General features: G+C 41.9%; 19 protein-coding genes. 6 read left to right on the top strand and 13 right to left on the bottom strand.

The genetic code is table 11. The features are described 5' to 3' along the window. Positions 1-18 precede the first annotated feature (18 nt). Positions 19-660 carry an outer membrane protein OmpW gene (gene ompW, locus KZ793_RS15125; RefSeq protein ID WP_036805710.1) on the bottom strand — a complete coding sequence of 214 codons (642 nt, stop codon included), beginning with the start codon at positions 658-660 and terminating at the stop codon, positions 19-21. 438 nt (positions 661-1098) lie between these two features. On the opposite strand from ompW, the gene KZ793_RS15120 reads away from it, so the two are divergent. Then, positions 1099-1869, top strand: a complete 771-nt coding sequence (locus KZ793_RS15120; protein ID WP_225816097.1) for a YciC family protein — start codon at positions 1099-1101, stop codon at positions 1867-1869. A 293-nt stretch (positions 1870-2162) separates the two neighbouring features. Here the strand turns inward: KZ793_RS15120 and KZ793_RS15115 are convergent, their stop codons facing one another. The 3 genes from KZ793_RS15115 to KZ793_RS15105 all read right to left on the bottom strand — a co-directional run bounded on the left by KZ793_RS15115 (position 2163) and on the right by KZ793_RS15105 (position 5842). Further along, positions 2163-2696, bottom strand: a complete 534-nt coding sequence (locus KZ793_RS15115) for an Ail/Lom family outer membrane beta-barrel protein (RefSeq protein ID WP_225816096.1) — start codon at positions 2694-2696, stop codon at positions 2163-2165. A 611-nt stretch (positions 2697-3307) separates the two neighbouring features. Then, positions 3308-3865 carry an Ail/Lom family outer membrane beta-barrel protein gene (locus KZ793_RS15110; RefSeq protein WP_225816095.1) on the bottom strand — a complete coding sequence of 186 codons (558 nt, stop codon included), beginning with the start codon at positions 3863-3865 and terminating at the stop codon, positions 3308-3310. 246 nt (positions 3866-4111) lie between these two features. Further along, positions 4112-5842, bottom strand: a complete 1731-nt coding sequence (locus tag KZ793_RS15105; protein WP_225816094.1) for a SulP family inorganic anion transporter — start codon at positions 5840-5842, stop codon at positions 4112-4114. Positions 5843-6068: 226 nt separating this feature from the next. Here KZ793_RS15105 and KZ793_RS15100 point away from each other — a divergent pair, with 226 nt between their 5' ends. Both KZ793_RS15100 and yciA read left to right on the top strand, forming a co-directional pair. Continuing rightward, on the top strand, positions 6069-6605 hold the full coding sequence (locus KZ793_RS15100) for a septation protein A (RefSeq protein WP_225816093.1): 537 nt from the start codon (positions 6069-6071) through the stop codon (positions 6603-6605). A gap of 77 nt (positions 6606-6682) precedes the next feature. After that, positions 6683-7114, top strand: coding sequence for an acyl-CoA thioester hydrolase YciA (yciA, locus tag KZ793_RS15095; protein WP_225816092.1), 432 nt, complete (start codon positions 6683-6685; stop codon positions 7112-7114). A 74-nt stretch (positions 7115-7188) separates the two neighbouring features. Here the strand turns inward: yciA and tonB are convergent, their stop codons facing one another. After that, positions 7189-7845, bottom strand: coding sequence for a TonB system transport protein TonB (gene tonB / locus KZ793_RS15090; protein WP_397443619.1), 657 nt, complete (start codon positions 7843-7845; stop codon positions 7189-7191). 126 nt (positions 7846-7971) lie between these two features. After that, positions 7972-8154 carry a YciY family protein gene (locus KZ793_RS15085; RefSeq protein WP_118985995.1) on the bottom strand — a complete coding sequence of 61 codons (183 nt, stop codon included), beginning with the start codon at positions 8152-8154 and terminating at the stop codon, positions 7972-7974. Between the two features lie 247 nt (positions 8155-8401). Here KZ793_RS15085 and cls point away from each other — a divergent pair, with 247 nt between their 5' ends. Then, a complete protein-coding gene (gene cls, locus KZ793_RS15080; protein ID WP_225816090.1) occupies positions 8402-9862 on the top strand; it encodes a cardiolipin synthase in 1461 nt (486 codons plus the stop codon). Positions 9863-9974: 112 nt separating this feature from the next. Beyond that, positions 9975-10304: an HI1450 family dsDNA-mimic protein gene (locus tag KZ793_RS15075; RefSeq protein WP_225816115.1), complete on the top strand. Its 330-nt coding sequence runs from the start codon at positions 9975-9977 to the stop codon at positions 10302-10304. Between the two features lie 139 nt (positions 10305-10443). Here KZ793_RS15075 and oppF read toward each other — a convergent pair whose 3' ends face one another. From oppF to KZ793_RS15040, 7 genes are all read right to left on the bottom strand, one after another. Further along, positions 10444-11445, bottom strand: a complete 1002-nt coding sequence (gene oppF, locus KZ793_RS15070) for a murein tripeptide/oligopeptide ABC transporter ATP binding protein OppF (protein ID WP_225816089.1) — start codon at positions 11443-11445, stop codon at positions 10444-10446. After that, positions 11442-12440, bottom strand: coding sequence for an ABC transporter ATP-binding protein (gene oppD, locus KZ793_RS15065; RefSeq protein ID WP_225816088.1), 999 nt, complete (start codon positions 12438-12440; stop codon positions 11442-11444). The genes oppF and oppD overlap by 4 nt, the downstream gene beginning before the upstream one ends. A gap of 9 nt (positions 12441-12449) precedes the next feature. After that, complete coding sequence (oppC, locus tag KZ793_RS15060; protein ID WP_118985991.1) at positions 12450-13358, bottom strand: oligopeptide ABC transporter permease OppC; 909 nt, start codon at positions 13356-13358, stop codon at positions 12450-12452. A 14-nt stretch (positions 13359-13372) separates the two neighbouring features. Then, positions 13373-14293, bottom strand: a complete 921-nt coding sequence (gene oppB, locus KZ793_RS15055) for an oligopeptide ABC transporter permease OppB (protein WP_225816087.1) — start codon at positions 14291-14293, stop codon at positions 13373-13375. 85 nt (positions 14294-14378) lie between these two features. Next, positions 14379-16019, bottom strand: coding sequence for an oligopeptide ABC transporter substrate-binding protein OppA (oppA, locus tag KZ793_RS15050; RefSeq protein WP_225816086.1), 1641 nt, complete (start codon positions 16017-16019; stop codon positions 14379-14381). Between the two features lie 138 nt (positions 16020-16157). Continuing rightward, positions 16158-17795, bottom strand: a complete 1638-nt coding sequence (locus tag KZ793_RS15045) for an ABC transporter substrate-binding protein (protein ID WP_225816085.1) — start codon at positions 17793-17795, stop codon at positions 16158-16160. Positions 17796-18349: 554 nt separating this feature from the next. Then, on the bottom strand, positions 18350-18994 hold the full coding sequence (locus KZ793_RS15040; protein ID WP_225816084.1) for a YchE family NAAT transporter: 645 nt from the start codon (positions 18992-18994) through the stop codon (positions 18350-18352). A gap of 411 nt (positions 18995-19405) precedes the next feature. On the opposite strand from KZ793_RS15040, the gene adhE reads away from it, so the two are divergent. Then, positions 19406-22039 carry a bifunctional acetaldehyde-CoA/alcohol dehydrogenase gene (gene adhE / locus KZ793_RS15035; RefSeq protein WP_225816083.1) on the top strand — a complete coding sequence of 878 codons (2634 nt, stop codon included), beginning with the start codon at positions 19406-19408 and terminating at the stop codon, positions 22037-22039. Positions 22040-22069: the final 30 nt, after the last annotated feature.

Genomic DNA, 22069 nt, shown 5'->3' with positions numbered 1-22069 from the left:
ATCTGCCCCATTCTTTTATTAAAAGTGGTAACCAACCCCAAACATAAATACCCACGGATCAAGCCGGGTATCAATTTTATATTGCTGGTCACCTGCTTTAAATTTCACATCCGTTTCAATGTTTACCCACCACACAGAGGCGTTCAACATCCAATTCTGATCTAACTCATAATCCAGACCAACCTGCCCCGCAACACCCCAAGAATCTTTCAAGTCCAGACTATGTAAGTTATTATCTTTAACCGCCGAATTACCATTGAATTTTTCGTTAAAGAAAGTGGTATAGTTAAGACCAACACCAACATAAGGGCGGAAGCTACTTTCTTTAGAACCGAAATAGTATTGTGCCATTAATGTCGGCGGTAGATGTTTTACTTTAGCAATATCACCAACACCCGGTAAACTTACCCGATGCTGGAAGGGTGTCCCTGCCAGTAATTCAAAACCAATATTATCGGTAATCATATAACTGAAGGTTAAACCCATCTGGGTATTATTATCCGCACTAAGAGAACCCACCCCCAATACATTATCAGAACCCGTATTAGGTCTTACTGTTGCAGTACCTGTGCGGAAAATAAAATCACCTGCTTCATGAGCAAAAGCGAATGATGGTGCTAAAGTTGCCGCTGCTAATACAAATGCAGAAATTTTTTTCATTATTCATCCCATTCCTGTGATTTAAAGTCAATCAAAATATACTCATATATTAGAAATTATGATCTAAGACAGATCACATCTTTCAAAGAATTTCAGTAAAACCGCATATTTATAATATTATTATTTCAATTTGGAATTATTTTAAATTGATCCAAATCAAAGTTTATTTATTATTAATCAGTTGGAAATTTTTTGTTTATATACCCATTCAGATGTTTTATCTTTCCTCTTATTATATTTCCATTATGTTTTAATAAGGTTAATTTTATGTTTATTTTTATCTTAAAAATATAATGTGAAGAATTTTTTTCTGTCATCAACAATCACAGCTAACCATTAATTTATCCGCATCATCTCGTTTCTACTATCCACGTTTCCCCATAACAAGGTACAATCAGCCCCTATGCATTGTTGTTTAACCTGATAGGAGCTGTCTTCATGCCAATCACGGCGAATACCCTGTACCGTGACAGTTTTAACTTTTTCAAGAATCAACTGTTAAGTACCCTGACCCTGGCCGTTCTGGCGGCTCTGGTTACCACCTTATTGGGGCACCTGTTTATTCCTGACAGCGAACAGATGAAGTTGCTGACAGAAGCAGAATTCACGTTTGCCACCTCAGGCAAGGCCGGTATTCAGGAGCTGGTGTCTCAAATGACCCCAGAGCAACAGTCAATGATCATGCGTGCGGGAATCGGAACCATTTTCTCAAGTATGATTGGTAGCGTGCTACTGGTTGGTGGTGTATTGACGCTGGTTGCGGCGGTTTCAGCGGGAAATCGTATCTCTTCATTACAGGCAATTGGTTTATCAGCAAGCCAATTACCGAAACTGTTCCTGTTACTGCTTATCTGCACCCTGCTAATTCAACTTGGCTTGATGCTTATGTTGGTACCAGGCATTATTTTGTCTATCGCACTGGCTTTATCACCCGTGATTATGACTACCGAGCGTCGCGGCGTTTTTGCTTCTATGAAAATAAGCTGGAAACTGGCATTTGCCAATATTCGCTTGCTGGTTCCGGCAATTCTTTTATGGCTGACCGCTAAGCTCTTGCTGGCGTTTATTATTGACCGTCTAACATTCATTCACAGTGAGATGGCAGGCATCATTCTTGGTGTATTTAATAACCTCATCTCAGCCATTTTGCTAATTTACCTGTTCCGGTTGTATATGCTGATTACCTCTTCACAACAAAAATCAATATAAAATAGCGATTCAGATATACCTAATAGATTTCGAGTTGCAGCGCGGCGGCAAGTGAACGAATCCCCAGGAGCATAGATAACGATGTGACTGGGGTGAGTGAAAGCAGCCAACAAAGCAGCAGCTTGAAAGATGACGGGTATAAAACCCCATAGCAATAAAACTATGGGGCTGACCGTAAATATCTGAATGAGCATCGTCATTGCTATTGAGCTAAAATGCAAAAAATCCCCTGTTTTACAACAGGGAATTCTGTAGAAAAAAGAGCTAATTAAATATCAATTAGCAAATTTCGATTAGAATCGATAACCGACACCAACTACCCAAGTACCTACTTTGAAGTCATCCAGTTTTGAATATTCATAGGATGTATCAACAGTCCAATTTGGTACAGGGTTAAACTGTAATCCTACCCCATAACCAATAGATGTCTCACTTTTTCTACCTGAAAACTGTGGAACAGTACTTTTAATTCTGCCATGTGCAGCACCAACCATCCCGTATACACTAACATAGTCATTAAAACGATATGTAGGACCTGCCAGCAAAGAATAATAATCTATATCAACTTTGCCTACTTTCTGGCCGCCATTATAAAACTCATACCCCAAATAAGTATATGTAAGTGAGCTAATAACGCCCCAATTATTATCCAACTCGTAGCGATATTTTAAGTTGAGGCCCTTTGGATGGTCGTCAATCTTATAATCTTTAAACTTTACATGACTCTGAGCATAACCACCCGAAATCGTGCTTTCACCGGCAGTTGCCGCAAATGCGAATACAGATAAACCTGCTGCCACCACTGAAGCTACCAATGCTCTTTTCATTGAAAATCCCTAAATGTTGTATAAAATATAGAAAAGATTAATTATGAGACGCAATTATTTATCAGCAATCAATAGAAAACAATTTAATTCCATTTATTGTTAATTTTCCGTTTAACTAAATAAACTAGTGACGCTCCCGCCCTTATCATGAAAATCTTCCCACTGCAATCGACTGTTGTTCGTATTTATAGCTCTTTATTACTATTGGGATAAAAGCAAAAAAATTCCCTGTTTTACAACAGGGAATTTGTCTAGAAAACACAGTGATAACTAATAGAGGAATAATCTTCAAATTACATTAAGCTAAACATGGACTAGCAATTTCGACTACATAGATATATGAACACTGACCCAATGCAAATCTATAAATAAGATTTTCTAGCAAAGTAGTCACAAACATATATCCGGGTTCAATATTCCCTGATGAAAATCCATACTCTCTGCCCTCATTATTTCGACAACCTTTAAATAAACTATCTAACAAGCTAACAGAGATCCGGTTCTAACTGTCAGTACATCATTTATTATCTTCAGTCACTTAATGGGATTGTTCAAATCACAAAAGTTGGACTGAATTCCCTTTAAAGGAACGACTACACTGGAAACACTATTTAGAATCGATAACCCGCACCAACTACCCAAGTGCCTACTTTGAATTCATCCAGTTTTGAATATTCATAAGATGCATCAATAACCCAATTTGGCATAGGGTTAAACTGTAATCCTAGGCCATAAGCAACTGATGTCTTACTCCTTTTATAGTCAAAGTCATAGTCATAGGCAACGCCCAACGCAGAAGTTTTACCCTTTACCTTCCCATGTGCAGCACCAATCAGACCATATACACTCACGTACTCATTAAAGCGATATGTAGGGCCAACCATTAGAGAATAATAATCTAAATCACTAGTACCAACTTTTCCGCCATAATCGTAGAAATCATAACCCTGATGTGTCAGCGTGAATGAGCCAATAACACCAAAATTATTATCCAGCTCGTAGCGATATTTCAGGTTAAAGCCTTTGGGGTTTTCATCAAGCTTTTCACCATCAACCTTCACATGACTTTGAGCATAGCCACCAGAAATCGAACTTTCTCCAGCATTTGCTGCAAATGTGAATACAGATAAACCAACTGCCACTACTGAGGCTATCAATGCCTTTTTCATTGGAACGTCCTAATAGTTATTGTACAAATAATAATGATTTTGCTTTGCTAAAATATACTTATCGAAAAACAAAATGTAACGTGGTATTAAATACTTAATACTTCAATCATATTGTTTTTTAACAGGAAATCTTAAGGAAAAATCGATATTCAGGATCTGATATCTCAGATAATAGAAGAGCAACGGTCAATAATCATACTCGTAAAATTAAGAACTATTTTTTCAAAAATAATTTCATCAATGACTCTATTCTTTAATGTAATTAGAGTACCATTCGGGCTTACTTTTAATCATGCGTACCGCAAAATAGAGATCGGGCACTACAATTAGATCGTCATCACTACTTCGCAGTTTATTCTGCTTTATCCAACGGGTAAGTTCTGTCCGGCGCCCGGCGAGCACCAATGTGATATCTCTTACTTTCAATTCACTAATCAACTCATCAATAGCAGCAAATACACTGACATCATCATGGGTAAAACTAACAGCCGCATCGACAACCAGCCAACCCGGACGTTTTTGCGTTTTGTTAGCTTTTTGAATTCTGTCAACATGCTGTAGTACCCGCTTTTTAAAATAGCTGACATTGAAATAAGTCAATGGTGAATTAAATCGATACATCATCACACCATCTATTGGTTTAATATCATTGCCATGATTAATTGAATGAATCATTCCTTGGTCATTTACCCCCAAAAGCTGATCTGTCGGGCGGAATATAATGCGCAAAAACTGTAATAAACCAAGCAGAACAGCGAAACCAACACCGTTAATCAAACCAACCACCAGCACGGCAACCAATGTAAACAGTGATAAAGTAAATGCCTGATGATTTCGTTTCCTCAGTGACCAAATTCGCCATAAATCCAACAGTGATGATGCCGAATAAATCAGCACTACACCAAGAGATGACAACGGGATATAAGCCAGGAAACGGGTCATAAATAACAAAACCAGCAAAATAATAGTCGCTGCGATAACAGAGACCAATTGCGTTTTCCCACCAATCGCGTCATTAACCGCAGTACGACTGCTGGCAGCACTGACAGCAAATCCTTGTGATAAAGCAGAAGCAATGTTCGCAATACCTAAGGCCCTAAGTTCACAATCTGCATCAATCTGATAACCGTTTTTACTGGCAAAGCTACGGGCTGTCATCATAAAACTGACAAAACTGATAACAGCAAGGTTCAAAGATGGGATAACTAGCTCACGCATAATACCTGGCTGGAAATCGGGCATTGGCACAACAGGTAATCCCCCGCCGCTGACACTGCCAACAATCTGAATGCCATATTTTTCCAGATCAAATTGCCAGCTTACATAAGTCGCTAATACCATTGCCAACAAAGGCCCCGGCCAAGTCGGACGCAAGAAACGCACAGTGAGCAAAATCAATACCGTAGCAACAGACATTGCCAGCGTCGGTAAATGTGTACTCATGAGCTTGGCAGGTAATGCGATCACTCGTTCAATCAATCCCTCCTGCACGCCAGCAAAACCAAAGATTTTAGCTAGCTGATCGACAATGATTGTCAATGCAACACCGTTCATTAATCCTTTCAGGATCGGTTTGGAAAGAAAATCAGCAAAAGCACCTAATCGAAAGTGACTGGCGAGAACACACCATATCCCGGTCATTAAAGTCATTACGATCGTAAGCTGCCAGCGTACATCTTCATTATCAAAAACCAATGGCGCGACAGCCGCTGCAATAACGGCACACGTTGCGGCATCTGGCCCGACAATCAACTGTCTTGAAGTACCAAATAGTGCATAAGCGAACATGGGTAAAATACATGCATAAAGACCGATAATTGCACTTATTCCCATCAATTCGGCGTAAGCAATAGCAACTGGCAGAGCAACTGCGGCGACAGAAAGCCCGGCTCTTAAATCATGATTCAACCATTCCTTGCGATAATGAGAAAAATTGTCCAACCCTGGCATCCAACGCTGTAGTTTTTTCCACTGCATCTGGTTTATGCCCTCTTATTTTTCAACGGGTTTTGGCTATAATGCTGTGTTATATGTTCACTGACAACAGGAAGTTAATTACATCGCTCTTTATGGTAAAATTGTGCGAAACAGATCGATAAAAATCTTTATTTATCGATAAATAAAGCCATACTGTTGCCGCTTAGTATATTCAACCACCAAAATCGGATAGAGTCAGCTGCCGGAATTACAATAGGTTCAAACTATGAAACAACTTTTAGACTTTCTACCTTTAGTCGTCTTTTTTGTCGTATACAAAATGTATGACATTTTCTACGCTTCCGGGGCACTGATCGCCGCCACCGGTTTAGCTGTCGCTATAACTTATTTCATCTACCGGAAAGTAGAGAAAGCCTCCCTGATCACTTTTATCATGGTTGCGGTTTTCGGTACTTTAACTTTAGCTTTTCACAGTGATCTATTTATCAAATGGAAAGTGACCGCAATCTATGCCTTATTCGCATTAGCCTTGCTAGGCAGCCAATGGTTTATGAAGAAACCACTGATTCAGAAAATGCTAGGAAAAGAGTTAGTTTTACCCGATCTTGTCTGGAATAAACTCAATACGGCATGGGCTCTGTTTTTTATTGCCTGTGCACTGGCTAATATTTATGTGGCATTTTGGTTACCACAAGATGTCTGGGTTAACTTTAAAGTATTTGGTCTGACTGCCCTGACTCTGGTTTTCACCGTGCTCAGTGTAGTATATATTTACCGTCACCTGCCACGCGAACAGAAGTAACCCTATTCACATGGATATCTGCCTGCTATCGTCTGTAGGCAGGTATTGTTTTTTCATCAAATAAAGTAAAGTTTTCAATGACACAACAACAATTACCTAACGGAGAGTTAGTCCTCCGCACACTGGCTATGCCCGCTGATACCAACGCCAACGGAGATATTTTTGGTGGATGGTTAATGTCACAAATGGATATTGGTGGTGCAATTCTGGCAAAAGAAATCGCGGAAGGCCGTGTTGTCACTGTCAAAGTAGATGGTATTACTTTCCTGAAACCCGTTGCCGTTGGTGATGTCGTCTGCTGCTATGCACATTGTCTCAAAACCGGTAACAGCTCGATTACCATCAACATCGAAGTCTGGGTGAAGAAAGTCGCTTCTGATCCTGTCGGTCAACGCTATCGTGCAACCGAAGCAGTATTCACTTATGTTGCGGTTAATGAAGATAATACCTCACGTCGGTTACCAGAAGGTAAAACCCACTTTCAACTCGCTAGCAGCACTAGCGAATAAGCCTAATTATTAATGGCTAATGGAAAAAGGAGCGTGTTAATAATGCTCCTTTTTTATTTGCATTTCCCCGACAATCAGGATTGAGATATACCCGTAATTTTAAATTCAACGGTTGTGATATAACCAATCGCGGGTATTTTTTCAAAGCGCCATTTTCTCATCGCTTTTTTCACCTCCCTTTCAAAAACATTGGGTGGATTAGCGCCAATCACTTCTACATTTTTTACCCGTCCGTCTTCATCAATATCATATTTGACTTTCACATAACCTTCGGTACCCAATGCCGAAGCTCTGGATGGGTAGACTGGTAACGCTTTACTTAATGCTCTTGGCCCATTCTGCGGTTTAACCACGGGTTTATTCTGATTATTATCAGTACGGTTAGCCAATGCATTCTGATTAAACAACGGCTTTTCCGGTTGTTCAGCTCTCTTTTCAACGGGTTCAGATTGCTTTTTAACAATTTTCTTCTTCACTTCCGGTTTTGGCTTCTTCACCTCTGGTTTTGGAATTACCGGCTCCGGAACAGGTTCCGGCTCTTCTGGCTCTGACTCAGGTTCAGGCGCTGCCGGCTCTGAAACAGGCACTTCTTCGGCAGCTAACTGAATCATAGCAACAGACATAAGTGCAGCATCAGGCTGCTTTTCCGGTATTGCAGAACAAAAAAGCGCGGCAGCAACAGAAACGTGTAAACAAACTGACAACAATATTGGCCAATGTATCCAGCGCATAAGGGAATTCTTGATTAGCAGCATAATATTCAATCCTCGAATGACTGCTAGTGTAAATGCAAATAGCAATCATATTCAATAAAGATTGTAGGCGAGCGTGAATATAAGGCCAAAAATATTATTTTTTCAATGTATCCATTCGCCATGCTGAACAAACAATAAAGCTCGACGCTGTTTATAACCATTTAATTTACGCAGTGAATAAATACGCAAATTGCGTCTTGATTGCCCTTCCAGCCAACGGCGACGGCGGTTGAGATTCTGGCGTAACATCCGCCACCGCCCTACTTCATTCCGACTACGTTTCATAAAAATCTACCTATAAAAACATCACGCTCATTATAAGCCTTTAAAAAAGATATCCAAGGCGTATCCGGATAGTACTTTTTGTATCAATAATGCGAAATGACCAATATCAAGTATGATGCTTGCAGTATATTTGCCGATTTTTTGGTAAATTCATCGGGTTAATTAGATCGTTATATCCCGAGTCTTGAGGAAACCGTGTTAAACGCCACCAACAGATGTCTGAACAAAACAGGATTGATTGCCGAATATGACAACCTTTTATTCCGTCCTAAGTTGGCTTGCTATTTTCTTTTATTGGCTGATTGTTGCCAGTATCACCTTACGCATTCTGATAAAACGCCGGCCTGTAACTTCCGCTATGACCTGGCTGCTGATTATTTATATCCTACCCTTAGTTGGAATCATCGCTTACCTGTCATTTGGTGAGCTGCATTTGGGGAAACGCAGAGTTGAACAAGCAAAAGCCATGTGGCCTTCAACAACCGTATGGCTCGAAGAATTGCGCAAATCTCGTCATATCTTCGCTACGGAAAATAGCGAAGTCGCGACACCGCTATTCCAGCTTTGCGAACGACGGCAAGGGCTTGCGGGCGTTAAAGGTAATAAGATCCAACTACTGACAACCTATGACCATTCACTAAAAACCATTATCAAAGATATTGAGAATGCCAAGCACAGCATTGATATGGTGTTTTACATCTGGCAAGCCGGCGGCTTAGTTGAACAAGTGACTGATGCTCTTATGGCCGCCGCACACCGAGGAGTTAGATGCCGTATTATGGTGGATTCAGCAGGTAGCTGGTTATATTGCCGTAGCCAATACCCGGATATCATGCGCCAGGCGGGAATTGAATTTGTTGAAGCTTTGCGGGTCAATATATTCCGTTTATTTCTACGCCGAATGGATCTGCGCCAGCATCGTAAAATTATCTTGATAGACGATTATATTTCTTATGCCGGCAGTATGAATATGGTCGATCCACGCTTCTTTAAACAAGATGCCGGTGTTGGGCAATGGATTGACATCATGGTACGAATGGAAGGGCCGGTTACCACAACCATGGGGGTTATTTACGCTTGTGACTGGGAAATGGAAACAGGTCAACGTATCTTTCCGCCATCACCAGATAACAATATCATGCCATTTGAACAGGCCAGCGGGCACACAACTCAGGTTATTGCATCCGGCCCCGGATTCCCTGAGGAATTGATCCAACAATCTTTAATGACGGCTATTTTCTCTGCCCGTAAACAACTGATTTTAACTACCCCTTATTTTGTTCCCAGTGATGACCTGACAAATGCGATTTGCACCGCAGCTTTACGAGGGGTTGAAGTTATTATTATCGTTCCACGCAGAAATAATTTCTTCCTGGTTCGTTGGGCAAGCCGGGCATTTTTTGCTGAACTATTAAATGCCGGTGTTAAGATTTATCAGTTTGAAGATGGATTGCTACATACCAAAAGCGTTTTAGTTGATGGCCAACTCAGCATGGTGGGGTCAGTTAATCTCGATATGCGTAGCCTGTGGCTGAATTTCGAAATTACCGTGGTTATTGATGATGAAAACTTTGGTAATGATCTGACGCTGGTGCAATACGATTATATAGCCCATTCTACATTGCTGGAAACCAATGAGTGGGAACAACGCCCTTTGTGGCATCGGATTATTGAGCGTATTTGTTACTTCTTTAGCCCGCTACTGTGACCAATCCCCTCGTCTTGTAAAGACGGGGGTACCAATCAATGCTTCATCATGCTTTAATTCACTCACCATGACCCACGAATAAATCAATATGGACAACAGATCTCCACAAGCTATGGATTTAGACCTCAATAACCGAATGACAGAAGATGAAACCCTTGAGAAAGCCTATGACATCTTTCTCGAACGGGCTTCGTTCAACCTTGATCCCGCTGATATTCTGCTATTTAGCCTGCAATTCGAAATACGTGGCGGCGCAGAATTACTGCCCCCTTCTGATGAGTGGCTTGAACACGTGGATTTCAATCCACATCCTGATTTCTTTGCCGAAGTCATTATCGGGCTAGCAGAATCTGAAGATGCTGAGATCAACGATGTTTTTGCCCGCATCCTTATTTGCCGAGAAAAATCTCACCCGATTTACCATATTTTGTGGAAAGATTGAAAAATTAAAGTCAGTGATTTTGATCTGTCCTTTTGTTCTTCAAAGAGTGAGAGCTACCCGTTTTAATGCAGAGCTGAATCCTGATATAAAACCCAAAAAGTAACTCTCACATTTAATGTCTTACAAAGTTCCTCAATAACTACAATGGATCAACCTTCAAACAAGACACGGCATGACGGAAACTCCCCTCCATCAAGGGCCGGGTTTTAGCACATTCAGGATCTGCCATTGGGCAACGAGTACGGAAAACACATCCTGATGGCGGGTTGATAGGTGACGGTAATTCACCTTCCAGCAATTCAATGTGTTTATTTCGTTCTTTATCCGGATCAGGCACCGGCACTGCCGACATCAACGCCTTGGTATAAGGGTGCTGTGGATTATGATAAACCTCATCATAAGTACCCAATTCCACCGCATGCCCAAGATACATCACCAATACACGGTCAGATATATGCTTAACCACGGCAAGATCATGGGCGATGAAAATTAGCGACAGCCCCATTTCCCGTTGTAATTCCTGCAACAGGTTTACGACCTGAGCCTGAATGGAGACATCAAGTGCAGATACCGGTTCATCACAAATCACCAACTTAGGTTCAAGAATAAGCGCACGGGCAATCCCGATACGTTGACATTGACCGCCAGAGAATTCGTGCGGGTAACGGTTAATTAGATTCGGCAATAACCCAACCTTCATCATCATCGCTTTTACCCGCTCTTTAATTTCCAGCTCTTTCATCTTAGGATAATAAGTGCGCAGTGGTTCAGCAATAATATCGCCAATCGTCATTCGCGGGTTTAAGGATGCTAATGGGTCTTGGAATATCATCTGAATATCACTGCGAATATCCCGCCACTGCTTATCATTCATATCCAGCAGGCTTTTTCCCAACCAAGTTACCGAGCCACCGGAAGACTTGACCAATCCGATAATTGCGCGGGCAAAAGTCGATTTACCGCAACCAGATTCGCCAACCACACCAAGAGTTTCCCCTTCGTACAACCTCAATGTGACGCCATCAACCGCTTTCAGAGTTTTTGCTGGTTGCCAAAACCATTGTGTGCCATCTTTGATATCAAAGTGGACTTTCAGATCAACGACTTCCAGCAGCACGCGTCTTTCTTCAATCGGATTCATACCAATTCTCCCGGTGCTTTAAAACAAGCTCGCAAACGCCCATTGCCAAATGCCTCTAACTTTGGTTCACAATCTACACAATGGCCTATTGCAAACTGACAACGTGGCTGGAACGGGCACCCTTTCGGCAACCGTAATAAATTAGGCGGATTCCCCGGGATTGTTGTCAATAACTCTTCATCACCATCAAGACGGGGAACAGCACTAAGAAGACCAATAGAATAAGGATGCGTTGGTTGATAAAACACTTCGCGGGCCGTGCCATATTCCATTGTTCTTCCCGCGTACATCACCAGTACTTTGTCACAAACACCGGCAATCACTCCCAAATCGTGAGTAATCATAATTATCGCGGTATTAAACTCCTGTTTCAGTTCATTCAGCAGAATCATAATCTGTGCCTGAACCGTAACATCAAGTGCAGTTGTCGGCTCGTCAGCAATCAGCAATTTTGGCCGGCATAACAATGCCATTGCGATCATTACGCGCTGACGCATCCCACCAGAAAATTCATGAGGATACATCCGCATTCGCTTAAGTGCTTCTGGCATTTTGACGGCATCCAGCATCCGAATCGATTCAAGGTATGCTTCACTTTTACTCATACGTTTATGCAGCATTAATACTTCTGTGAGCTGGTCACCAATACGCATATAAGGATTGAGAGAGGTCATTGGGTCCTGAAATATCATTGATATTTCTTCCGCTCTCATACGGTTAAGTTCTTTCTCTTGCAAGTTAAGAATTTCCCTGCCATTAAAAATAGCAGAGCCGCCAATCGTGCCGTTTCTGGCAAGCAATCCCATCAGAGCAAAAGCAGTTTGTGATTTTCCAGAGCCAGATTCACCGACGATTCCCAGAGTTTCCCCTGCCCGTAAATCAAAATTCAGCTTGTTCACCGCGGTAACGTCCCCATCCGGGGTACTAAAAGTCACGTTCAAATCGTTAACAATTAACAACGGCTCAGAACTTTTCTGGTTTTTAACGCTGTTCATGTTACCTCCTTAACGATCTTTCGGATCGAGGGCATCACGCAAGCCATCGCCGATAAAGTTAAAACAAAACAGTGTCACCACCAGAAAACCGGCAGGAAACATCAGCAACCACGGGGAAACTTCCATCGAATTCGCACCATCACTCAACAACGCTCCCCAACTGCTTAATGGCTCCTGCGTTCCCAATCCCAGAAAGCTAAGAAATGATTCAAACAGAATCATACTTGGGACTAATAAAGATGCATAAACCACCACCACACCCAATACATTAGGGACAATGTGGCGTAACACGATGTAACGGGTTGACACCCCACACACCAGCGCCGCTTCAATAAATTCCTTACGTCTCAAGCTCAGTGTCTGACCACGGACAATACGCGCCATATCCAGCCATGACACCATGCCAATCGCAACAAATATCAGCAAAATATTCTGTCCAAAAACGGTCACCAGCAGGATCACAAAGAACATGAATGGGAATGAATTCAGAATTTCCAACAAGCGCATCATCACTGAGTCTATTTTTCCACCCAGATAACCGGATAATGACCCATACAAAGTTCCAACGACTACTGCAACTAAGGCTGCGGCAATCCCAACCATCAATGAAATACGCCCACCAATAGCAACACGTACCAGTAAATCACGGCCAGAGGAATCGGTACCGAAATAGTGACCTGATTCAAAATCAGGTGACATAGACATCATAGCCCAGTCAGTATCATCGTAAGTAAACTGGGCCAGCATCGGTGCCAGGATCACAAACAAAGTAATCAAAGATAACAAGCACAAACTGGCAATCGCTGCCCGGTTGTGAATAAAACGACGTCGTGCATCCTGCCACAAACTGCGGCCTTCAATTTCCAGTTGCTCAGAGAAATTTTCCAGAGCTTCGCTGTTTTGTTTATTGACTATCATTGCGCGCTCCAATCTTAATAACGTATCTTCGGATCGATGACGGCATACAACACATCAACAATCGCATTGAACAGAATAGTCAGGCCACCAACCAAAATAGTCAGGCTTAATACCAATGAATAGTCACGGTTCAACGCCCCATTAACAAATAACTGCCCTATTCCCGGTAAACCAAAGATTGTTTCAATCACCATTGAACCGGTGATGATACCGACAAAAGCAGGCGCCATATAAGAGATGACCGGCAGCAAAGCGGGTTTTAAGGCATGACGGAATATAATGATACGTAATGGCAACCCTTTAGCACGTGCAGTACGGATAAAATTAGAGTGCAGCACTTCTATCATCGAACCCCGGGTGATACGCGAGATACTGGCGATATAGGCCAAAGACAGTGCTATCATGGGTAAGATCATAAATTTTGTCGCCCCGCCATTCCAGCCCCCTCCCGGCAGCCATTTAAGATGAATAGCGAACACCAGCACCAATAGCGGTGCCACAACAAAGCTTGGGATAACAACCCCCGTCATGGCGAACCCCATAACCGTATAATCCCACTTTGTGTTCTGATTAAGTGCAGCAATAACCCCGGCGCTGATCCCCAAGATAACCGCCATAATAAATGCTGACGCACCCAATTTAGCCGACACCGGAAATGCCGTTGCGACCAGATCATTAACTGTGTAGTCCTTATATTTAAAAGAAGGCCCAAAATCCCCTTTGGAAAGCTGGATTAAGTAATCAAAATATTGTTTATACATGGGGTCATTCAGATGATATTTCGCTTCAATATTTGCCATAACTTCTGGTGGCAATTTCCGTTCACCGGTAAATGGGCTGCCTGGCGCCAGCCGCATCATGAAAAACGAAATAGTGATGAGAATAAAAAGTGTCGGGATCGCCTCTAAACAACGGCGTAGAATAAACTTAAGCATTGCCCGTTCCTATGTGTTGGCCCTTAACCCTGGCCTTAAAATAATTTGATACTAAAGCAGCCCTTTCCGGGCTGCTTTACAACGATTAGTGTTTGATAATATAAAAATCTTTGGTGTGTAAATTATCCAAAGGATCTTTCCCTGTATAGCCACCAACATAGGGCTTCACTAACCGGGTATTCACATAGTAATAAAGGGGGACAATAGCCGAATCTTTATCTAACTGCGCTTCTGCTTTTTGATAAACAGCCGCACGCTCATCATCTGTTTTTACTTGTAGAGATTCTTTCACCAGTTTATCGAACTCTTCACTCTTATAATGAGCCGTGTTATTACTACTATAAGAAAGCATTGAATTCAGGAATGAAGAAGGTTCGTTGTAATCGGCACACCAGCCAGCACGGGCTACGTCATAATTACCCTGATGTCGAGTATCCAGGAAAGTTTTCCACTCCTGGTTTTCCAAACGGACATCAGCACCTAAATTTTTCTTCCAAACAGAAAATACCGCGATCGCAATTTTTTTATGCAGATCGGAGGTATTGTAAAGCAAGTTAAATTTCAATGGATTATCTTTAGTATAACCCGCTTCGGCCAGTAATTTTTTGGCTTCCTGGTTACGTTTTTCCTGGTTCCAATCAGTAAACCATGCTGGTTTTATTTCTTTAAAACCATCAGTAAACGGCGGTGTAAAACCGTAAGCAGGGATATCACCCTGTGCTTTTACTTTATTGGTCACAATGTCTTGGTCCATCGCCAACTTCAATGCAGTACGGACGCGAGGATCATTAAATGGCGGCTTTTCGTTATTAATTTCGTAATAATAAGTACATAGATGTGGGTTAATATGCAGCTCGTTAGGGATCTCTTTTTTCAGTTTCTGGAATAACTCAATCGGCAAATTGGTATAAGTCATATCAATTTCACCGCTGCGATAACGGTTTACATCTGTTACTTCTGAGGAAATTGGCAGGAAAGTGACCTGATCAATAACCGTATTTTTGTTATCCCAATATGTCGAGCTACGTTCCATCACAATACGTTCGTTGACCACCCAGTTTTTCAGTTTGAAAGCACCATTACCGACAAAATTCTGTGGCTGAGTCCATTTCTCACCATACTTTTCTACCGTAGCTTTATGAACCGGCGACATTGAAGAGTGAGCCAAAAGTCTTGGTAGATAAGGAACCGCTTCGCTCAATGTAAGCTGCAATGTATAGTCATCCAGCGCCTTTACACCCAAAGTATCTGGTTTCTTTTTACCACCGATGATGTCATCAATATTGGTGATATGGGCATACTGGAGGTAACTTTCATAGGGAGAAGCAGTATTAGGATCAGCCAGACGCTGCCAACTGTAAACAAAATCATGCGCAGTGACAGGATCACCATTAGACCACTTAGCATCTTTACGTATATGGAATGTCCAGACGGTGAAGTCTTTATTTTCCCAACGGGTCGCAGAACCTGGCAAAATTTCGCCATTCGGACCAACGATGACGACACCTTCAAACAAATCACGTGCCAAATGTGATTCTGGCACGCCTTCAATCTTATGCGGGTCCAGCGATTGTGGTTCAGAGCCGTTATTACGGACTAAAACCTGTTTATCAGCTAATTGAACACCATCAGGCACTTTTGCAGCCAAGACCTGACTTGCCATTACCATACTCAGTGCAGCGCTGATGCTGACAGTAAGTAGTCTCTTTTTCGTTGTGTTTATCATCTTTTTCTACTCCAATTTTATACCGTCAAATTCGTTATCAACCGACGGCCCAGAAATAAGGGGTGGATTACCACCTGCATACAAAAGGAACGATTTTGTTTGCAGGGTCTCAGTAACTCTTTCGAATAAAGCGACTGTCTAATTTTTTATCATATACAGTCGCTTAATATCCATATAATCCAATGGGTCTTTCCCTGAAAACCCTCCCACTGATGGGCTAACAAGCCGTACACTCACCCGGTAATAAACGGGAATCAGCACCGAGTCTTTATCCAGTTGCAACTCGGCTTGTTGGTATAATTTCTTACGCGCGGCCGCATTTTTAGCGACTAACGCCTGCTCCAGATAGCTATCGAAGTTTTTATTCTGGTAGAAAGTCGTGTTATTACTGCTATGAGAAAGCAACATATTTAAAAACGCAGTAGGTTCATTGTAATCCGCGCACCAAGTTGCTCTGGTCACCTCATAATTCCCTTGATGACGACTTTCGAGAGAGGTTTTCCATTCCTGATTCTGTAAAATCACATCGGCTCCCAGATTCTTTTTCCACATGGAAGCGGCGGCAATAGCTTGCTGTTTATTTTGATCAGATGTGTTGTACAGCAATGTGAACTTCAGTGGATTCGCCTGATTAAAACCCGCCTGCGCCAGTAATTCTCTGGCACGCTTATTGCGCTGTTCCTGTGTCCAGCCAGCCCACTCAGGTTTAGCAAAATCACCACCTCCGATAAACGTTGGCGTAAAACCATAGGCCGGTACTTGCCCCTGCCCCATAATTTTCCCCGCAATAATATCTCTGTCGAGAGTTAACTTGACAGCCTCACGGACTCTTACATCAGTAAACGGGGGTTTATTATTGTTAATTTCGTAATAGAACGTACAGAGATAAGGGCTGACGCGCATCTGATCAGGGATCTCTTTTTTCATTTTCCGATACAGATCCGGAGGGATAGCACTATTGGTGATATTTATTTCCCCACTACGGTAGCGGTTAACACCGCTGGTTTCGGATTGAAGGGGTAAAAGCGTTGCTTGCTCAATAATTGTTTTGCCGCTATTCCAGTATTGTGGATTACGTTCAATCACAATCCGCTCATTCACCACCCACTCTTTCAACAAATACGCCCCATTACCCACATAATTTTCTGGCAGCGTCCATTTATTACCCAATTTTTCGACCAAATCCTTTTTCACTGGTTTCATTGCCGTATGACTGAGCATATTGACGAAATAAGGCACGGGATGTGTCAGAGTCACCTGCAAACGATGATCATCCAGCGCTTTAACCCCCAACTGGTCAGGTGATTTTTTACCTTTCAGAACATCATCAATGTTTTCAACATAAGCATATTGAAGATAGCTGGCATAAGGTGAACCCACATGTGGATCAGACAAACGTTGCCAGCTATACACAAAATCATGTGCAGTGACGGGTGTTCCATCACTCCATTTAGCATTATCACGCAGATAAAAAGTCCATACCTTGTAATCCTGATTTTCCCAATGGGTCGCAACGCCTGGCACAACCTCTCCCTCGGAGCCTGTACTCACCAACCCTTCCAGGAGATTAAGAATAATGTTGGATTCTGGTACACCTTCGACTTTATGTGGATCAAGCGAAGCAACTTCTGCGCCATTATTAATAATAATCTGCTGTTTATCCGCAAGTTTTACACCATCTGGAAGTTCAGCGGCAGACACGGCTGTAACAGGAAACGCTGATAATAAAAATATACAGGAAATAAACTTATGTAATTTTAATTGTTTGATCTTCATTTTTTACCTCCAGTTTGATGGACCAGTTCATTCCACATATCCAATCAAGTCCGGTATCTTCACATTATTTAGCCCAAAGTAACGGATTAAATATTAAAGGCAACTTATCATATCAATTGTTAAAATATCGCTCTCATATTGCAAAAATCATCCTTACAAACAACTTAGTACGACTTATTACATTAATTGATAAAATATCCCAAAATTTATTATAAGCAATTGATACATATAGCATTATCAACTTAAAACTTCACTAAAATAGTAAACAAAGCTAGACCAAAGATGAAAATAAACATAATTTTAACAAATTGCAATCAATGCAAATTAAAAACCTACATTCATCACAAAACAGTGGTGGAAGCAACCAGTTACACATTGAACTAACAGGAAAGAATAATTTAGAAAAATATTGGGTTATTTGTATAAAATTCAGGAAGTACCGGTAAAAGAAGTGAGAAAAGCCTATGAAATAGGCTTTATAATAAAAATGATAAGAATATTATAATTTGTAGTTTCACTTGAAAGAAAGCTAACACCTTTTATCGTAAATCATATCAAAGCAACCCTGGGAATAGCGCTCTGATCCCTGTCACAATCAGTTCAATTCCCAAAGACATCAATAGCAGTCCCATAATTCGGGTGATAACGTTAATACCTGTTTGCCCAAGATATTTGACGACTAAAGGTGCAGCTCGAAATAATAACCAACAGCAAAAAGCAAACAACGCGCTGGTAAGCACCAACCCAATAAAATTCTGCCATCCCTGATAACGAGAACTCCAGACAATACAAGAACTGATTGCACCGGGACCTGCCATTAACGGCAATGCCAGCGGCACAACACCAACACTTTCTCTAATGGCTGTTTCTGATTTTTCCTGCTTATTCTGTTTATCCTCTCCAAGTTTACCGTTAATCATCGACATCGCGATGGTCACAACCAAAATCCCACCGGCAATACGAAAAGAATCAATGGAAATGCCAAACATACGCAGTATCGAGTCACCTAACAGCAAAGATGTCCATAAAATGATGGCAACAGAAATATTGGCAATAAAGTTAGTTCTATTACGAACCGATTGAGCTTGGTAATGAGTCATACTGATAAAAACTGGCAAAATACCAACAGGATTGACCAGTGCAAACAGCCCAACAAAAAACTTAATGTAACCAGGCAGATCCAGCAGTAAGTCACCCACAAAAAACCTCTATTGAGTCACGCTGTGTTATTAAAAATATTCTCATGATCGCTCTCCCTAAAATAATAGAAAACTTAATTTTTTCTTCACTTTATACTGGCAAAGTTCGATTTTCCATCGACCACAACGCATTTTTTAATTTAAAATATCTTATATAACAAGTTGTTAACCCGATATTTCCATTAGATTAAAAATTCAACCTCTTAACGCTATTTACAGCCCAATCAATAATAATTATCACTGACCCAAGCTGAAAGGAGTCAGCTTTGGAATTTATGTGATTAAGATCAATATATATTTAATACCAAATGATAACCTGTAGTTACCAAAAAATCACCAAGCTAAATAGTCTAAAAAATACTTATTCATTGATATTAAAAGATTTTTAATATTTTTCAGGAGTACTTCTTTATGACTGTAACTCATGTTACTGAACTGAACGAACTGGTTGCCAGGGTAAAAAAAGCACAACGTGAATTTGCTAATTTTTCTCAGGAGCAAGTTGACAAAATCTTCCGCGCCGCGGCCCTTGCAGCGGCAGATGCACGTATCCCTTTAGCAAAATTAGCCGTAGCAGAATCCGGTATGGGCATTGTCGAAGACAAAGTAATCAAAAACCACTTTGCTTCCGAATATATCTATAACGCTTATAAAGATGATAAAACCTGCGGCATTTTGTCTGAAGACAAAACATTCGGCACCATCACTATCGCTGAGCCTATTGGCTTAATCTGCGGTATCGTGCCAACCACCAACCCAACATCTACCGCTATTTTCAAGGCCCTCATCAGCCTAAAAACCCGTAACGGCATTATTCTCTCACCCCACCCACGCGCCAAAAAAGCAACAACCAAAGCAGCAGAATTGGTTCTGAGGGCTGCGGTCGCGGCTGGTGCGCCAAAAGATATTATTGGCTGGATTGATGAACCCTCCGTTGAGCTTTCCAATGCATTGATGCACCACCAGGACATCAATCTAATCCTGGCGACCGGTGGTCCAGGTATGGTAAAAGCGGCATACAGCTCTGGTAAGCCCGCAATCGGCGTCGGTGCCGGTAACACCCCGGTTGTCATTGATGAATCAGCTGATATTAAACGTGCTGTTGCATCTATTCTGATGTCCAAAACCTTTGACAACGGCGTCATCTGCGCTTCAGAACAATCCGTTATCGTGGTGGATGCCGTTTATGATCAGGTGCGTAAACGTTTCTTTACTCATGGCGGTTATCTGTTACAAGGCAAGGAACTGAAAGCTGTTCAAGATATCATTCTGAAAAACGGCAGTCTAAATGCAGAAATTGTTGGTCAATCTGCAACAAAAATTGCTGAAATGGCAGGCATTAATGTTCCTGAAAGGACCAAAATCTTGATTGGAGAAGTGAGTTTGATTGATGAAGCAGAACCCTTTGCTCACGAAAAACTGTCTCCATTGCTCGCTATGTATCGTGGTAATAGCTTTGAAGATGCCGTAGAAAAGGCAGAAAAATTGGTTGAAATGGGCGGAATTGGTCACACTTCCTGCTTGTATACCGATCAGGACAATCAAGCGGCACGAATCAAGTATTTCGGCGATAAAATGAAAACAGCCCGTATTCTAGTGAATACCCCTGCTTCTCAGGGCGGTATCGGTGATCTCTACAACTTCAAACTTGCTCCATCTCTGACACTAGGTTGCGGCTCTTGGGGAGGAAACTCCATCTCTGAAAATGTAGGGCCCAAACATCTCATCAATACCAAAACCGTGGCGAAAAGAGCAGAAAATATGCTGTGGCATAAACTTCCGAAATCAATTTACTTCCGTCGCGGCTCCCTGCCTGTGGCGTTAGCAGAAGTTGCAACCGATGGTGCAAAACGCGCTTTTATCGTAACAGATCGGTTCTTATTTAATCATGGTTATGCTGATCAAGTCACTGATGTGCTGAAATCCCACGGGATAGAAACAGAAGTTTTCTTTGAAGTTGAAGCAGACCCCACCCTAAGCACTGTTCGTAAGGGTGCGGAACAAATGCACTCATTCAAACCGGACATCATTATTGCCCTAGGGGGAGGCTCCCCAATGGATGCGGCCAAAATTATGTGGGTGATGTATGAACACCCTGAAACTCATTTCGAAGAGCTAGCTCTACGGTTTATGGATATCCGTAAACGCATCTATAGATTCCCCAAAATGGGGGTTAAAGCGAAAATGGTAGCCATTACCACAACTTCCGGTACAGGTTCTGAAGTGACACCATTTGCGGTTGTCACTGATGATGCAACCGGTCAGAAATATCCACTGGCTGATTATGAATTGACACCTAATATCGCTATCGTTGATGCCAATCTAGTCATGGATATGCCGAAATCACTCTGTGCTTTTGGTGGACTAGATGCCATTACCCACGCTTTGGAAGCTTATGTATCAGTTCTGGCAAACGAATACTCTGACGGACAAGCACTGCAAGCGCTAAAACTACTGAAAGAGTTCCTCCCAACCAGCTATCATGAAGGGGCCACTAACCCAGTTGCCCGTGAACGGGTTCATAATGCGGCAACTATTGCAGGGATTGCATTTGCTAATGCCTTCTTGGGGGTATGTCACTCTATGGCGCATAAACTGGGTTCTGAGTTCCATATCCCGCATGGACTGGCTAACGCATTGCTGATTTGTAATGTTATTCGCTATAACGCTAATGATAATCCAACCAAACAGACTGCATTCAGTCAATATGATCGCCCACAAGCCCGCCGTCGTTACGCTGAAATTGCCGATCATCTCGGTTTATCTGCTACTGGTGACCATACTGTCACAAAAATTGAAAAACTGTTAGCCTGGCTGAAAGAGCTCAAGTCTGAGCTAGGTATCCCGACATCTATCCGTGAAGCGGGAGTTCAAGAAGCTGACTTCCTGGCAAAAATTGATAAGTTATCCGAAGATGCCTTCGATGACCAATGTACCGGTGCTAACCCACGCTACCCGCTGATTTCTGAGCTGAAACAATTGCTGTTGGATTCATACTATGGACGCGAATTCACAGAAACTGTTACGACAGAAGAAAGCCGGTAAGAACAAATTTATTAATTGATTAAATACCAC

It is taken from the genome of Photorhabdus antumapuensis (assembly GCF_020387775.1).
GTDB classification, from domain to species: Bacteria; Pseudomonadota; Gammaproteobacteria; order Enterobacterales; family Enterobacteriaceae; genus Photorhabdus; species Photorhabdus antumapuensis.
The sequence above is the reverse complement of the archived record's forward strand: the minus strand, read 5'-3'. Positions and strand labels throughout refer to the sequence as shown.

What these genes read in the sequence shown, in the direction of transcription:
- KZ793_RS15100 (WP_225816093.1), top strand. Translation starts at nt 6,069, where the DNA reads ATGAAACAACTTTTAGACTTTCTACCTTTAGTCGTCTTTTTTGTCGTA.
- cls (WP_225816090.1), top strand. Translation starts at nt 8,402, where the DNA reads ATGACAACCTTTTATTCCGTCCTAAGTTGGCTTGCTATTTTCTTTTAT.
- ompW (WP_036805710.1), bottom strand. Translation starts at nt 660, where the DNA reads ATGAAAAAAATTTCTGCATTTGTATTAGCAGCGGCAACTTTAGCACCA.
- KZ793_RS15115 (WP_225816096.1), bottom strand. Translation starts at nt 2,696, where the DNA reads ATGAAAAGAGCATTGGTAGCTTCAGTGGTGGCAGCAGGTTTATCTGTA.
- oppB (WP_225816087.1), bottom strand. Translation starts at nt 14,293, where the DNA reads ATGCTTAAGTTTATTCTACGCCGTTGTTTAGAGGCGATCCCGACACTT.
- KZ793_RS15045 (WP_225816085.1), bottom strand. Translation starts at nt 17,795, where the DNA reads ATGAAGATCAAACAATTAAAATTACATAAGTTTATTTCCTGTATATTT.
- KZ793_RS15085 (WP_118985995.1), bottom strand. Translation starts at nt 8,154, where the DNA reads ATGAAACGTAGTCGGAATGAAGTAGGGCGGTGGCGGATGTTACGCCAG.
- KZ793_RS15120 (WP_225816097.1), top strand. Translation starts at nt 1,099, where the DNA reads ATGCCAATCACGGCGAATACCCTGTACCGTGACAGTTTTAACTTTTTC.
- tonB (WP_397443619.1), bottom strand. Translation starts at nt 7,845, where the DNA reads ATGCGCTGGATACATTGGCCAATATTGTTGTCAGTTTGTTTACACGTT.
- oppC (WP_118985991.1), bottom strand. Translation starts at nt 13,358, where the DNA reads ATGATAGTCAATAAACAAAACAGCGAAGCTCTGGAAAATTTCTCTGAG.
- oppF (WP_225816089.1), bottom strand. Translation starts at nt 11,445, where the DNA reads ATGAATCCGATTGAAGAAAGACGCGTGCTGCTGGAAGTCGTTGATCTG.
- KZ793_RS15075 (WP_225816115.1), top strand. Translation starts at nt 9,975, where the DNA reads ATGGATTTAGACCTCAATAACCGAATGACAGAAGATGAAACCCTTGAG.
- yciA (WP_225816092.1), top strand. Translation starts at nt 6,683, where the DNA reads ATGACACAACAACAATTACCTAACGGAGAGTTAGTCCTCCGCACACTG.
- oppA (WP_225816086.1), bottom strand. Translation starts at nt 16,019, where the DNA reads ATGATAAACACAACGAAAAAGAGACTACTTACTGTCAGCATCAGCGCT.
- KZ793_RS15110 (WP_225816095.1), bottom strand. Translation starts at nt 3,865, where the DNA reads ATGAAAAAGGCATTGATAGCCTCAGTAGTGGCAGTTGGTTTATCTGTA.
- oppD (WP_225816088.1), bottom strand. Translation starts at nt 12,440, where the DNA reads ATGAACAGCGTTAAAAACCAGAAAAGTTCTGAGCCGTTGTTAATTGTT.
- adhE (WP_225816083.1), top strand. Translation starts at nt 19,406, where the DNA reads ATGACTGTAACTCATGTTACTGAACTGAACGAACTGGTTGCCAGGGTA.
- KZ793_RS15105 (WP_225816094.1), bottom strand. Translation starts at nt 5,842, where the DNA reads ATGCAGTGGAAAAAACTACAGCGTTGGATGCCAGGGTTGGACAATTTT.